Source organism: Lentzea sp. NPDC055074 (assembly GCF_053608005.1).
Genome location: NZ_JBSGUQ010000009.1, coordinates 319,986 through 334,012, shown reverse-complemented (window position 1 = coordinate 334,012; position 14,027 = coordinate 319,986). Strand labels below are relative to the sequence as shown.

Sequence of the window (14,027 nt, the reverse complement as noted above, 5' to 3'; positions counted from 1 at the left end):
GTGTCAACTCGACGAAAAGCGTGTCGAGTTGACACCCCTCCCTGACTGCAGCAAGAGCTGTGGCGCGACTCGTGATGGGACCCCACCGCCCAGCCCTTGTGGAAAGACGGCTCGCCTTCGGCTTCGCGTTGTCAGGCGTAGTTGGTCAGCAGGGCTGCTAGTTCTGTTGGTTTGCTCAGTGAGGCGCAGTGGCCTGCTGCCAGTTCTACTGGCGTTGTGTTGCCCAGGCGTTCTTTGATCACCTTGCGCATGAACGCTGGGGTGAAGAAGCGGTCCTCTGTGCACAGGATGAAGTGTGTTGGTACGTCTGGCATTGCGTTGAGCGGCCACGGTTTGGCCATCGGGGTCTCGGCCATGCCGCGTTCGCGCTTCTGTGCCTCTTTGGCCAGGTCTGGTGGGACGTCGTGGAAGAACTGGTCTCCCAGGCCCGAGTCCGCGTAGCCGGTGTTCTCCCACCAGTCGTTCGGGGTTTCGCCCGGGGTGGGGAGCATTGCCGTTACGTAGACCAGTGCTTTGGCGTTGATCTGTGCTGCTGCCAGTGGGGCCACCAGGCCGCCGAAGGAGTGGCCTACCACTACCACGTCCTCTGTGGACGGGAGGGCTTCTACCAGGGCTGTCGCCCAGTCTGTCAGGTCCTTGTCCTCGTCTTCGATCGGGAGGTCTGGGGCTACTGCGGTGTGGCCCTTGGCTTCCAGCGCTTGTGCCACCAGGTGCCAGGACCAGCCCACGTCGCCGCCTCCGTGCGCTATCGCGAAGGTCGTCATGGCGGGAGCCTATTCGCGGCGTTCGATCGGGAGGCGGGAACGGGTGAAGAGGGCTGCGCCCAGCATTGCCACCGCTGGGACCAGGAGCAGGGAGATGGCCATGTTGGGCCAGGGGATGGTCAGGGGGTTCAGTTCTGGTCGTGGCCAGATGGTGGCGTAGCCGGAGTTCAGGGCTGCCAGCAGTGCCAGGGCTGAGCCTGTTCCTGCTGCTGTTCCCAGCAGGCCTCCCAGGCCGGCGATCACTCCTGCTTGGCTCAGTGACAGGAGTTTGCGCAGGGTTGGGGTGGCGCCTACCGCTGCGAGGGTGGTGAGGTCTCGATTTCCGTCCGCTGCTGCCAGGCCTGTGGCCAAGGCCGCTGCTGCGAGGGTGATGATGCCCGCTACGAGGCCGAGGATGCTCAGGGCCTGTTGCACGTCCGACTCCGTTGGGCGGTCTACATGCACCTCGTACTCGCCGCCCAGTGCTGCTGTCAGGGCGTCCTGTTCTTGTTCTGCGGGCATTCTGGTTGTGGTGGCGTACATGATGAACGTGGCTGTGTCGAAGCCCAAGGAGCGTGCTGTTTCCTCGGTCATCACGGCCAGTGGGGCCGGGTGGCGTTGTGGCGTGGCGAAGCCGGGGACCGGGGTCGTGGTGGTCTTGATGCCGGTGGCCAGGAGGACGTTGCCGCCGGAGACGAGGTTCGGGTCGTTGACCACGACCTTGCCCTCGCGGAGTGCTTTCTGGGCCGCCGGCACGTCGTCCGGGGTGAGGTGGAGGAGGGACTGGACCGCTTCCGGGCGTGCTACGACCAGGAAACCGTCCGAGGTGGTGTAGGTGCCGAAGTAGCGGTGGGTCCTGCCCACGCCGGTGCAGCGGTGGTCGGCCAGGGCTGAGGTCTGTTCTGCTTCCGTGGGTTCTCTGAGCAGCACGTCGGGGGTGTAGGGGCATTCGCGGTCCGCTGGTGGGCGGATGTGAGCGAAGCACTGGCCGCCGTCGCACGAGAGGAGTTTCAGCTCGTGGGGTTCTGCGGCCGGGGTGGTGTTGCGGATCGCTGTGGCCACCGCGGGGGAGATGGGTGTGGTGCTCAGCTTGGAGAGGTCGTCCAGGCGGAAGACGCTCACGTCGCCCATGTTGCCCGCCAGTTGGCCCGCCTCCTGCTGGGACTGAGAGGTCAGGATGACGCTGACCGCCACCGCGCCGATCACCGCGGCCATGACCGCCGAGATCGCCGGGGCCGCCGCTGTTCTGTTCCTGGAGGCGTCGCGCAGGGCTATGCGCAGTGCCACCGGGAGCCAACGGCCCGTCCTGGCCAGCAGGCCCAGCAGGGACGGGGTGCAGAGCACCAGGCCCACTTCGGTGAGGATCAGGGCGATCAGGATGCCCACGAACTGCATCTGGAGCGCGCTGACGACGCCGGTGGCGATGCCCGCGGAGATGAGGATCAGGCCCAGTACCAGCCAGCGGCGGCGGGAGCGGGTGATGCCCCGTCTGCCCGCCAGGGCGGTCGCGACGTCCTGGCGGGAGGAGATCCAGGCCGGTACCAGGGCTGCCAGGACTCCTGTGATGATCGCCAGCAGTGCCAAGGCGGCCAGGGCGGACGGGAAGAAGCGCTGGGCGCCGAAGCGTTCGGCCAGGAGGTGCTCGACCAGCGGGCGGGTCGCCGCCGCGGCCGCGATGCCGAGCAGTACGCCGCTCAGTGCGGCCAGCGTGCCCAGGACCACGCCGTCCGCCAGGACGATGCGGCGGATGTGAGCCGGGGAGCCGCCTGCCGCCGCCACCAGGGCCAGGTCGCGTTTGCGGCGGCGGGCGCCCACCGCCATGGCGGACCCTGCCAGCAGGGACATCTCCAGCACGGCCAGGCCCGCCACCAGGACGAGGATCTCGGCGCCCACCTCGGTGGAGTCCGGGAACTGGGGGTAACGCTCCGAGGCCGGCGGCAGGTTGTGCAGGACCGTGCGGGACAGGGCCGCGATGCCGGACTTGTTGAGATCCTTGACCTTCGACCACGGGAGCGGTGTGGTCACGAGCCAGGAGCGGTCGGATGGCTCGAACGTGCCGGGGAGTGCGACGACGGTGGTGTTGTCGAGCCTGTCCGGTTCCTCGACGGTGCCGACCACGGTGAACCTGCGCTCGTCCTCGGTGGTGAGGGTGCCGCCCAGGGCTGCGCCGGTGCGGTCCATCGCCTTGCGGGACAACGCGATCTCAGTGGTGGTCGCCGCCGCTCTGCCTTCCAGGACGGTGATCATGCCCTTGGTCAGCGGGTTGTTCAGGTCGAGCATGCGGACGCTTGCTCGGCCCACGCCCGCCGTGGTGCGGATGTTCACGCCGCCGCGTTCCACCGGGACCAGGTCGGTGCCGGGGAGCAGGGCGCGCAGGCGGTCCTCGGACGGTGGGGTGCCCTCGGCGTTGGTCGTCGGGATCGCGTAGTCCCTGGTCGGCTCCTGGATCACGGGGCCTCGGTAGGGCCAGCTGACCAACGCCTCGGCGGCGCCCATGCGGCGGGCGGCGTCCTCGTCCGGGGTGAGGGTGGTGGAGTCCTGGACGATCGCGGCGAACGTCAGTGCGGCCACCGGGACCGCGATCAGGGCCACGACCAGAGCCGAGCGGCCGGTTGACCTGCGGGTCTCGCGGGTGGCGATGCGCAGTGCTGCGCGCCATCCGGTCACGGGGTGCTCAGCAGTTCTTCTGGCTGGTCGCGGGACGAGACGTCGACGACCACGCCGTCGCGCAGGAAGACGACGCGGTCCGCCCAGGCGGCGTGGCGGGCGTCGTGGGTGACCAGGACGGCGGCGGCTCCGTCGTCGACCTTGGAGCGCAGCAGGCGGAGCACGGTCTCGCCGGTGCGGGAGTCGAGGGCGCCGGTGGGCTCGTCGGCGAGGACCAGGCGGCGTTCGCCGATCAGGGCCCGGGCGATGGCCACGCGTTGCTGCTGGCCGCCGGACATCTCGTCGGGGAACCTGTCCGCGTAGCCGTCCAAGTCCACTTCGGACAGTGCCTTTTCGGCCTGTCGGCGAGACTTGCGGACGCCGTCGAGGTCCAGCGGCAGGGCGACGTTCTCGGCGGCGGTGAGGCTCGCGATGAGGTTCAGGTTCTGGAAGACGTACCCGATCCGCCTGCGGCGCCAGGCGGCGAGCTGCTTGCGGGTCAGGGACTGCAGGCTCGTGCCGTCGACCAGCACCTGGCCGCTCGTCGGGCTGTCCAGGCCGCCGGCGAGGTTCAGGAACGTCGACTTGCCGGAGCCGGACGGGCCCATCACGGCGACGAGCTCGCCCGGTTCGACGGTGAGCGAGATGCCCTTGAGGGCGTTGACCGCCGTCTCGCCGGAGCCGTGGACCCGGTGCACGTCGCGCAGTTCGAGGACGGTCATCTCGGCACCTCGACGTCCGTCGCCGCGGGGACGGGCCGCGGTTCGTAGCGCAGCAGGCTCGACTCGCAGTGGTCGAGCCAGCGCAGCTCCGCCTCCGCCTGGAAGATCATCGCGTCGAGCACGAGCAGCCACGGCAGGTCGCCGGGCTGGGTCTTGAGCCTCGTGTACTCCTGCAACGTCCGCATGGTGGCGGTGCGCTGGGTCATCACGACCTTGGCGACGTCGACGCCCGGCGTGGTGATGGCGAGCGCGAGCTTGATCGCCACCTCGTCGCGCGGGCGGTCGCCGCGCTGCACGGGAGTGGCGAACCACTTCTTCAGCTCGTCCCGGCCCTGCGCGGTGATCTCGTAGGGCCGCTGGCCCTCGTTCTCGGGGAGCGCGGCGACCAGATCGTCGCGTTCGAGGCGCGACAACGTCGTGTAGACCTGCCCGATGTTCAACGGCCACGTACCGCCGGTGGCCGAGTCGAACGCCACCCGCAGCTGGTAGCCGTACATGGGCCCGCGCTCCAGCAGCGCGAGCAGACCGTGTTTGACCGACATGCCTACCGAGTATGCATACCGAGTATGTTCCTGGCAAACGGTGACGGCGAAACAGGCGTGCGAGCAGCCCTCGCATCAGGAACCCTGGACGCTGCCGGAGACGTCCGGCGGGAAGTGGACTGGGGGAAGAAGCGATGGACGCCGCACGGGGGCGGACCGGGGAGGTGCGCCTGCTGGGAGCTTCGGGCAGATCCAGGGGCACGCCGGGACGGCCCGCCGAGATCAGGAGCTACGAACCGGCGGACGAGGCCTCGTGGCTGAGGTGCCGGGTGCTGGGATTCCTCGCGACGAGCTACCACGACGACGTCTGGCAGGCCAAGCGCCGCTCGGACCTCGAACTGGTCGCGCTCGACGGCGACGCGGTCGCCGGGATCCTGGACGTGTCGGTGCCCGGCGCGGAGGCGACCGTCGAGACGCTGGTCGTGCACCCCGACCACCAAGGCAGGGGCATCGCGACGGCCCTGCTCGCGGAGGCGGTGCCGAGGCTGGAACGGTGCGGGGTGCGCACGCTCGACGCCTGGACCCGCGAGGACCGGCCCGCGCTGAACTGGTACGCGCGCAACGGTTTCGCGGAGGAACAGCACTACCTGCACGTCCACGCGTCCGCCGCCGAGGCCGCCACGGCGGTCGTCGTGAAGCACGGGCTGATGCCGGCCGGGGCGTTCCTGCATGCCCGGATCGAGCGTGAGGCCGAGTTGCGCCAACGGTTCGAGCGCGTCCACGTGTGCCGCAGGATGGTGCGCGAGCTCAGACCTTGATGCCGGTGAGCCGCGGGATCGTCGCGGTGCGTCCGGCGAGCAGCATGACCAGCGCCTCGATCGGCCCACTGATCTCGGCGCCCTCGCCGGCGGACCAGTCGGTGTCGGTGGCGACCAGCCGATGCCCGGCGAACCGGCGGCGCGCGTGGAACGGGAACCCGATCCGCCACAGGTCGTCGGCCGAGACGCGGGCGGCGTCGACGGGCATGTGGCGTTCGACGCCGAGCGGGATCGCGATGTCCTGCGCGTGGACCATGGAGTCCATCAGCGCGTTCTTCAGCGTCTGACCCGGTGCGAGCTTGTGGTGGCCGACCGCGCCGCGCACGTTCGCGACGATCTCGGCTGTGGGTCTGCGTGCCTCCGCGCGGGCGGTCTGGTCGACCATGCGGTTGAAGCTCCCGCGGGCCCGGACGAACGCCTTGAACGCCCCGCCCACGCCGATGCGGTGCGCGAGCGACAGGTGTGCCGCGACCTCGCGCACGGTCCAGCCCTCGCACAGCGACGGGTAGGTCCACTCGACCTCGGTCAGACCCTCCAGCAGGTCCGCGGTCGCCGCGCGCTCGGAGTCGATCGTCTGCCAGATCTGCGTCTCGTCCATCGGTCTCTCCTCTTGATTTAGTTCGAGAGGCTGACTACTTTAATCAGAGAATCTGACTAGAACAAGGGGAGCCAACGGGTGAACATCGGTCTGCTGCTCTTCATCCCGAGCCGCGAGGTGGAGAACCGGATCCTGGCCGCGGTCGTCGAGGCGGGGTTCGAGATCACGCAGGCGCAGGCGCGGGTGCTGATGCGCGTCGGCCGAGACGGGACGCGGCTCACCGAGCTCGCCGAGGCCGCCCAGGTGACCAAGCAGACCGCCGGGTTCCTGGTGGACCAGCTGGAGAAGGTCGGCTACGTCGAACGCGTGCCCGACCCCACGGACGGCCGGGCGCGGCTGGTGCGCGTGACCGAGAAGGCCAAGGAGGCCGTGCCCGTCGCGGACGCGGAGATGGCGAGGATCGAGGCGGAATGGGAACAGCACCTGGGCAGGCGGCGCATGGGACAGCTGCGCGAGGCACTCGAGATGCTCGGCGAGATCACCGATCCGTACCGCTGACCCGCGTGGTGCCGGTGGCCTTCGACCCGGTCGCCCCGACGACGGCGGCGGTCTACCGGGTGGTGTCGGCGGGGGAGACGGCGTTCGTGAAGGTCCTGCGCCAGCCCTTCATCCCCGCGCGGTTCAGGGACGTGGTCGGCGAGCTGCCGTGGCGCGACGAGGTGGACTTCCTGCTGTCGGACTTCGTGCTGCCGCCGGGGATGCGCCGGCCGCGCGTGCTGCGGGTGGACGACTTCGGCGACCGGGTCGCGTTGTGGCTGGAGGACGTGCGCTGCGCGGACGTGGAGTGGGACCTGCCGCGGTTCCGCCGGGCCGCGCTGGGACTCGGGCGCTGGGCGGGACGCCGGTTCGGCGGTGCGCCGGGCCGGGCGTTGCGGGTGCTGTACGAGGGACGGCTCGTGCGGGACGCGTTCCTGCGGCCGCACCACTCGGCCCTCGCGGAACGGATGCCAGAGCTCCTCGCGCGGCTCGAAGCGCTGCCCCAGGCGAACGGGCACAACGACGCGTGCCCGCAGAACCTGTTGGTACCGCAGGACGATCCGGAGTCGTTCGTGGTGATCGACGTGACCTGGCAGTGCCCCAACCCGGTCGGCGCGGACCTCGGTCAGCTGCTCGTGGGACTCGCCCAGGCCGGACGGATGCCGGTCTCGGAGCTGCCGCGGATCCGGGAGGCGGTCATCGACGCCTACTGGGAAGGGCTGCGCCTCGAAAACCGCGCTGTGTCACGGGAAGAGGTCGTGCTGGGATGCGACGGGACGCTGGCCGTGCGCAGCGCGTTCCACTCGGCACCCGAACTGGCCGAGTACCTCGTGGAACGCGCCATGGCCCTCTAGGAGGCCAGCAGCTCCGACACCCGTGAACGCACCTCGGGCGAGTCGAGGCCGCGCACCATCACGGTGGTGCGGCGGCGCAGCACGTCGTCCACTTCGGACGCCCACTCGGTGCGGCGGGCGTGCTCGACCTGCGCCCAGATGTCCGGGCCGTCCGGGTGGACGCGCTCCAGCAGTGCCGGGTTCTCCAGGCCGAGGGCGACGACCTCGTGCGACGTCGTGCCGTAGTGCGTGGCGAGGTGGCGGACCACGTCGTCGGGCAGCGCGTCGAAAGCGTGGCCCAGCACCGAACCCACGGTGTCGGGCGATGCCGAACCGGGCAGCGCGACACCGTCGAGCGGGCCGTCGAAGGTGCGGCCGAGCTCGGAGTTCACGCGCGCCAGGACGGTCGCGCCGATCTTGCGGAACGTCGTCCACTTGCCGCCGGCCACGCTGATCATGCCGCCGGAGCCCGCGGTGATCACGGTCTCGCGCTTGGCGTGCGAGGTGTCGCCGGGGCCGCCGGGCAGGACCCGCAGGCCCGCGAACGTGTACGCGATGCGCGAGCGGTCCAGGCCGGACACCGCGGTGCCCGCCTCGCTCAGGATCTGGTCGATGTCCGCGTCGGTGCAGGCGACCTGGGCGGGATCGCCCTCGTAGGCCTCGTCGGTCGTGCCGAGCAGGAGGTGGCCCTCCCACGGGATCGCGAACGACACGCGCACGTCGTCGACCGGGATCGTCAGCGCTGCCTTCCACTCCGAGGTCTGCCTCAGCACCAGGTGCGAGCCCTTGGACAGGCGGATCGACGGGTCGGCGGCGGGGTCCTCCATGCGCCGCAGCACGTCGAGCCACGGTCCGGTCGCGTTCACGACCACGCGGGCGTCCACACCGAACTCGCCGAGCGAGTCGCGCAGGTCGACACCCGTCACCTTCGAGCCGGTCCTGCGCAGGCCCACGACCGAGATGTGGTTGAGCAGCACGGCACCGGCCTCGGCGGCGGCACGCGCGGCGGTGATCGCGACGCGGCTGTCGTTCATCTGGTGGTCGTAGTACATCGCGGCACCGCGCAGACCGTCGGCGCGCAGGTCAGGCACCCACTCCTCAGCCCTGCGCGCCGACAGGACCTTCCCCATGCCGTCGCCGAAGCCCGACAGCGCGGAGTACAGCGTGACGCCCGCGCCCAGGACGAACCGGCTGTGCGGGCCGCCCTTGTAGACGGGGACGAGGAACGGCAGCGGGCGCACCAGGTGCGGTGCCAGGTGGTCGCCCAGCGCGCGGCGTTCCTTGTGGTTCTCGTGCACCATCGGCACCGCCGACGGGCCCATCGCGAGGTAGCGCAGGCCGCCGTGCACGAGCTTGGACGACGCGGACGACGTGGCGCCCGCGAAGTCACCGCTCTCGACCAGCGCGACCCTCAGGCCGGAGCGGGCCGCGGCCCACGTGGTCGCGATGCCCAGGATGCCGCCGCCGATCACGACGACGTCGAACTTGCCGTGCTGCAGCTCTTCGCGAGCGCGGATCCGTTGTGTTGAGTCAGTCATCGTCCTCGTCCATCCACCCGACGGTCCGCTCGACCGCCTTCTTCCACTTCCGGTAGCCCTTGTCGCGGACGGCCGGTTCCATCGACGGCTCCCACTCGGCCGCCTTGTGCCAGTTGGCTTTCAGCTCGTCGGTGCTGCTCCAGTAGCCCACCGCGAGACCCGCCGCGTACGCCGCGCCGAGGCACGTCGTCTCGGCCACCATCGGGCGCACCACCGGTACGTCCAGCACGTCCGACAGGAACTGCATGAGCAGGTTGTTCGCCGTCATGCCGCCGTCGACGCGCAACGTCGTGAGGTCCGCTGCCGAGTGGGCATTCACAGCGTCGGCGTTCATCGCGTCCACGACCTCACGGGTCTGCCACGCCGATGCCTCCAGCACGGCCCGTGCGAGGTGCCCGCGCGAGATGTAGCCCGTCAGGCCGGCGATCACGCCACGCGCGTCACTGCGCCAGTGCGGTGCGAAGAGACCGGAGAACGCGGGCACGAAGTACGCACCGCCGTTGTCGTCCACGGTCCGTGCGAGCGTCTCGATCTCCGCCGCCGACGAGATCAGGCCGACTTTGTCGCGGAACCACTGCACCAGCGCGCCCGTCACCGCGACCGCGCCTTCCAGCGCGTAGGCCGCGGGCTCGTCGCCGATCTTGTAGCCGACCGTCGTGAGCAGGCCGTTCTGTGAGCGGACCGGCTGGTCACCGGTGTTGATCAGCAGGAACGCGCCCGTGCCGTAGGTGCACTTGCCCTCGCCGGGCTCGAAGCAGGTCTGCCCGAACAGCGCGGCCTGCTGGTCGCCGAGCGCCGACGCGACCGGCACGCCCTCGTAGGTGCCGTACACCTCGGAGGAGGACCGGATCTCGGGGAGCATCTCGCGAGGGACGCCCATCGTGTCCACCAGCTCGGAGTCCCAGTCCAGGGTCTCCAGGTCCATCAGCATCGTGCGCGAGGCGTTCGTGACGTCGGTGACGTGGCGGCCCGTCAGGTTCCAGATCAGCCACGTGTCCATCGTGCCGAACAGGACCTCGCCGCGGTCGGCCCGTGCGCGCAGCCCGTCGACGTTGTCGAGCAGCCAGCGCAGCTTCGGGCCGGAGAAGTAGGTCGCCAGCGGCAGGCCGGAGCGTTCGCGGAACCTGTCCTGGTCGCCCAGGGTCTTGATCAACGCGTCCGTGCGCGTGTCCTGCCAGACGATCGCGTTGTGCACGGGCTCGCCGGTCGTCTTGTCCCACACGACCGTGGTCTCGCGCTGGTTCGTGATGCCGAACGCGGCTATGTCGCTGAACGAGAGAGACGCGTGGGCCAGGGCGTCGCGCACGACGGCCTGCACGTTCGTCCAGATCTCGGTCGCGTCGTGCTCCACCCAGCCCGGCTTCGGGAAGATCTGGCGGTGCTCGCGCTGAGCGACCGACACGATCCCGCCGGACTGGTCGAACACGATGCACCGGGACGACGTCGTGCCCTGGTCGATCGCCGCGATGTAAGCCACGTGCAGCACTCCTTTGTGCGAACCATTCGACATTGTCGAACGGTTCCACACTACTACCAGGAGAGCCCGCCCAGCTCCCTGGAGACGCTGCGAGCTGCCTCACGTACGTAGGAGACGAGCTCGAGGCGGGGTGGCCGGTCGGGGGAGTCGCACAGGCGCTCGACCGGCCCGGAGATGCCGATCGAGCCGACGACCGCACCTCGCCGGTCGCGGATCGGGGCGGCGATCGACGCCTCGCCCTCGACCAGTTCGTGCAGGTCGTAGGCCCAGTCGCGGTCGCGGACCTCGGCCAGCGCGGACGTCAGCCGGTCGGTGTCGAGGGTGTGCCGGGTGAAGCTCTGGAGGTCGCCGTCCGGCCACTCGCCGAACGCGACCAGTGCCTTGCCCAGGGCCGTCGCGTGCCACGGCAGCAACGCCCCGGTGTCGAGGGTCTGCCGGCTGTTGTCCGGCCGGAACACGTGATGCACGACGAGCACGTGCTTGCCGTGCATCACTCCGATGCGCACCGCCTCGCGCGCACGCATCGCCAACGTGTCCGACCAGTTCAACGCCTTGGCGCGCAGCTCGTTGCCGTCGAGGTACGACGTGCCGATCTGGAACAGGGCGGCGCCCAGGCGGTACTTGCCACCCTCGACCTCCTGCTCGACGAACCCGACCTCCTGCAACGTCCGCAGGATGCCGTGCGCGGTCGGTTTCGCGAGGTCCAGGGCGCGGGCGATCTCGCCGACGCTCAGCTGGTGCGCGCCGCCGTGCGCGAGCAGCTTCAGGACCTCTGCCGCGCGCTGAATGGACTGAATGGGGCCGGGCACGCACCCCACTCTAGCTGCGCACGTTCGACAATGTCGAACACTTAGGGCCGATAGATTCCCAGCGCGGCCGCCCGCGAACGGAACCTGAAGTGGTTGGCCCGCTCGCGCACCTCACCGTCCGTCGCGATCGAGATGGGCGCGCCGTGCACCTCGACGTTGAGCGAGGCCACCTCGAAGTGCTTGTACATGCGCGAGTGCTCCAGCGCCCCGAGCAGCGCGCCCAGGAAGAACCTGGTCCGCGAGTACTTCCGGTCGGCACGGACGAAGCGCACGTCGAGCAGCCCGTCGTCGAGCCGCGGGCGCATGGTGGGCGCGAAGCCCTTGGGCCGGTACGGCCCGTTGCCCACGAACAGCATCCACACGAGGTGCTTGTCGCCGTCGATGGTCATGTGCAGCGGCTTGGCGCGCTGCAGGACGCGGAACAGCGCGATCCCGGCCGCGGGCCACTTGCCCCAGCGCCGCTCCAGCTTCTCGCGGATCCTGACCATGTCCGGGTAGCCGCCCAGGGACGCCGTGTTGACGAACCACTGGTCGTTGACCTGCGCCAGGTCCACCCGCACGCCCACGCCGTCCGCGACGGCCTGCGCCGTGTCGTGCAGGCCGGTGATGCCCACGTCGCGGGCGAAGTGGTTCAGCGTGCCGGAGGGGATGAGCACCATCGGCAGGTCGCGCTCGGCGGCCACGGCCGCCACCGCGGCCACGGTCCCGTCGCCACCGGCCACGCCGACCGCCTTCGCGTCCGGCAGGTCGGCGAGCTCCTCGACCGAGACGATGTGGGCCTTCGGCCACTCCTCGGTGATCTGCGGCGTCGGGTCCGGCCCGATGCCCGAGTGCGGGTTCACCACCACGACCAGCCCGTCGCCGTCCTGCAGCGACGTCAGGTCGGCGTGCTCGTAGGCGGACGCGGGCTCGGTGCGCCCCAGCGGCCACCAGCGGCGGGTCAGGATCGCGGCGCCGACACCGACCGCCGCGCCGGCCGCGACATCCGTCGGCCAATGAACGCCGGTGTGCACGCGTGAATAGGCCACGGCGGCCGCGATCGGGGCGACCACGACACCTGCTTTGGGTGATTCCATCGCCACCGCCGTGGCGAAAGCGGCCGCTGACGCGGAGTGACCGGACGGGAATGAGGACGACGTCGGCCGCTTGGACAACCGGCGGTCCATCGCGATCAGATCGGCGGCGGGCCTGCGGCGCGGGAAAAGTGACTTCCCGACCAGGTTCGCGCTGGCAGAGGCCCCGGCGATGGCCGCAAGGCCCCGCAACGCACCACGCCGGAACGGCCCTTTGCCGGTTGCCAGAATCGCCGCGATGACGAACCACAACAGACTGTGGTTGGCGGCTTTCGAAAGTCTCTTCAAACCAGTGTCGAGCCTGCTCGGACGTAGTCCGGCCGAGGAGCCCATGAGCTTCTTGTCGAGAGCGCTGACCCGTTTCCACACACCACCGACACTAAACCGCAACCGGCGTGCCGCCCGAACGGATCACCCTGCTCCGCCTGAGAGTCGCCTACTGTTGAGGCATGCAGCGGCGGATCTTCGGCATTGAGACAGAATTCGGGGTGACCTGCACCTTCCACGGGCAGCGTCGTCTGTCCCCGGACGAGGTCGCGCGGTACTTGTTCCGCCGGGTCGTCTCCTGGGGGCGTTCTTCCAACGTCTTCCTGCGCAACGGCTCCCGGCTCTACCTCGACGTCGGCTCCCACCCGGAGTACGCCACGGCGGAGTGCGACGACCTGGCCCAGCTCGTCACGCACGACAAGGCGGGTGAGCGGATCCTCGAGGACCTGCTCGTCGACGCCGAGCGCAGGCTCGCCGACGAGGGCATCGGCGGCGACATCTTCCTGTTCAAGAACAACACCGACTCCGCGGGCAACTCGTACGGCTGCCACGAGAACTACCTGGTCGCACGGGCCGGCGAGTTCTCGCGCATCGCGGACGTCCTGCTGCCGTTCCTGGTGACGAGGCAGCTCATCTGCGGCGCGGGCAAGGTGCTGCAGACCCCGCGAGGCGCCGTGTACTGCCTCTCGCAGCGCGCCGAGCACATCTGGGAGGGCGTGTCGTCCGCGACGACCAGGTCCCGCCCGATCATCAACACCCGCGACGAGCCGCACGCCGACGCCGAGCGCTACCGGCGCCTGCACGTCATCGTCGGCGACTCGAACATGTCCGAGGTGACGACGCTGCTGAAGGTCGGTAGCGCGAACCTGGTGCTCGAGATGATCGAGCAGGGTGTCCAGTTCCGGGACTTCTCGCTGGACAACCCGATCCGCGCCATCCGCGAGATCTCCCACGACCTCACCGGCCGCCGCACCGTCCGCCTGGCGGGCGGCAAGGAGGCCTCCGCGCTCGACATCCAGCGCGAGTACTTCGAGAAGGCCGTCGAGCACTGCGCCAAGCGCTCCCCGGACCCGATGGCCGACCGCGTCCTCGAGCTCTGGGGCCGCACGCTCGACGCCGTCGAGTCGCAGGACCTCACCAAGATCGACCGCGAGATCGACTGGGCCATCAAGAACCGCCTGATGAACCGGTACATGGAAAAGCACAACATGGACCTGTCCAACCCGCGCATCGCCCAGCTCGACCTCGCCTACCACGACATCCGCCGTGGCCGGGGCGTGTTCGACCTGCTGCAGCGCAAGGGCCAGGTCGAGCGCGTGACCGACGACGGCGAGATCGAGGCCGCCAAGGACACCCCGCCGCAGACCACGCGGGCCAAGCTGCGCGGTGACTTCATCGCCGCCGCGCAGGCCGCCGGGCGTGACTTCACCGTCGACTGGGTGCACCTGAAGCTGAACGACCAGGCGCAGCGCACCGTGCTGTGCAAGGACCCGTTCCGGGCGGTCGACGAGCGCGTGGAGCGTCTCATCGCCTCGCTCTAGGCA

At 69.8% G+C, this 14,027-nt stretch carries 13 protein-coding genes; 4 read left to right on the top strand and 9 right to left on the bottom strand.

Annotated features, from left to right (window positions below):
• Positions 1–131 precede the first annotated feature (131 nt).
• Genes ACWF7A_RS22770 through ACWF7A_RS22755 form a run of 4 tightly spaced genes read right to left on the bottom strand, consistent with a single transcriptional unit; the run spans position 132 to position 4,653 of the window.
• Positions 132–764, bottom strand: coding sequence for an alpha/beta fold hydrolase (locus ACWF7A_RS22770; RefSeq protein ID WP_452252477.1), 633 nt, complete (start codon positions 762–764; stop codon positions 132–134).
• A 9-nt stretch (positions 765–773) separates the two neighbouring features.
• Complete coding sequence (locus ACWF7A_RS22765) at positions 774–3,410, bottom strand: FtsX-like permease family protein (RefSeq protein ID WP_452252476.1); 2,637 nt, start codon at positions 3,408–3,410, stop codon at positions 774–776.
• Positions 3,407–4,111, bottom strand: coding sequence for an ABC transporter ATP-binding protein (locus ACWF7A_RS22760; protein WP_452252475.1), 705 nt, complete (start codon positions 4,109–4,111; stop codon positions 3,407–3,409). The genes ACWF7A_RS22765 and ACWF7A_RS22760 overlap by 4 nt, the downstream gene beginning before the upstream one ends.
• A complete protein-coding gene (locus ACWF7A_RS22755) occupies positions 4,108–4,653 on the bottom strand; it encodes a PadR family transcriptional regulator (RefSeq protein ID WP_452252474.1) in 546 nt (181 codons plus the stop codon). The genes ACWF7A_RS22760 and ACWF7A_RS22755 overlap by 4 nt, the downstream gene beginning before the upstream one ends.
• 134 nt (positions 4,654–4,787) lie before the next feature.
• Between ACWF7A_RS22755 and ACWF7A_RS22750 the strand changes: the two genes are divergently transcribed.
• On the top strand, positions 4,788–5,411 hold the full coding sequence (locus ACWF7A_RS22750; protein ID WP_452252473.1) for a GNAT family N-acetyltransferase: 624 nt from the start codon (positions 4,788–4,790) through the stop codon (positions 5,409–5,411).
• Here the strand turns inward: ACWF7A_RS22750 and ACWF7A_RS22745 are convergent.
• On the bottom strand, positions 5,401–6,009 hold the full coding sequence (locus ACWF7A_RS22745; protein WP_452252472.1) for a maleylpyruvate isomerase family mycothiol-dependent enzyme: 609 nt from the start codon (positions 6,007–6,009) through the stop codon (positions 5,401–5,403). The genes ACWF7A_RS22750 and ACWF7A_RS22745 overlap by 11 nt on opposite strands.
• A 78-nt stretch (positions 6,010–6,087) precedes the next feature.
• On the opposite strand from ACWF7A_RS22745, the gene ACWF7A_RS22740 reads away from it, so the two are divergent.
• Positions 6,088–6,507 carry a MarR family winged helix-turn-helix transcriptional regulator gene (locus ACWF7A_RS22740; protein ID WP_452252471.1) on the top strand — a complete coding sequence of 140 codons (420 nt, stop codon included), beginning with the start codon at positions 6,088–6,090 and terminating at the stop codon, positions 6,505–6,507.
• A 5-nt stretch (positions 6,508–6,512) separates the two neighbouring features.
• Entirely contained in the window at positions 6,513–7,340 is an 828-nt protein-coding gene (locus tag ACWF7A_RS22735) for a hypothetical protein (protein WP_452252470.1), read from the top strand.
• On the opposite strand, the gene ACWF7A_RS22730 is transcribed toward ACWF7A_RS22735, so the two are convergent.
• The 4 genes from ACWF7A_RS22730 to ACWF7A_RS22715 are packed head-to-tail and all read right to left on the bottom strand — an operon-like array spanning position 7,337 to position 12,549.
• On the bottom strand, positions 7,337–8,857 hold the full coding sequence (locus ACWF7A_RS22730; RefSeq protein WP_452252469.1) for an FAD-dependent oxidoreductase: 1,521 nt from the start codon (positions 8,855–8,857) through the stop codon (positions 7,337–7,339). The two genes, ACWF7A_RS22735 and ACWF7A_RS22730, sit on opposite strands and share 4 nt — an antisense overlap.
• Positions 8,850–10,367 (bottom strand): glycerol kinase GlpK, encoded by a 1,518-nt coding sequence (gene glpK, locus ACWF7A_RS22725; RefSeq protein ID WP_452252468.1) that lies wholly within the window; start codon positions 10,365–10,367, stop codon positions 8,850–8,852. The genes ACWF7A_RS22730 and glpK overlap by 8 nt, the downstream gene beginning before the upstream one ends.
• A gap of 20 nt (positions 10,368–10,387) precedes the next feature.
• Positions 10,388–11,143 carry an IclR family transcriptional regulator gene (locus tag ACWF7A_RS22720; RefSeq protein WP_452252467.1) on the bottom strand — a complete coding sequence of 252 codons (756 nt, stop codon included), beginning with the start codon at positions 11,141–11,143 and terminating at the stop codon, positions 10,388–10,390.
• A 41-nt stretch (positions 11,144–11,184) separates the two neighbouring features.
• Positions 11,185–12,549 carry a phosphatase PAP2 family protein gene (locus ACWF7A_RS22715; RefSeq protein WP_452252485.1) on the bottom strand — a complete coding sequence of 455 codons (1,365 nt, stop codon included), beginning with the start codon at positions 12,547–12,549 and terminating at the stop codon, positions 11,185–11,187.
• A 116-nt stretch (positions 12,550–12,665) separates the two neighbouring features.
• On the opposite strand from ACWF7A_RS22715, the gene pafA reads away from it, so the two are divergent.
• Positions 12,666–14,024: a Pup--protein ligase gene (pafA, locus tag ACWF7A_RS22710; protein ID WP_452252466.1), complete on the top strand. Its 1,359-nt coding sequence runs from the start codon at positions 12,666–12,668 to the stop codon at positions 14,022–14,024.
• The last annotated feature ends 3 nt before the right edge of the window (positions 14,025–14,027 follow it).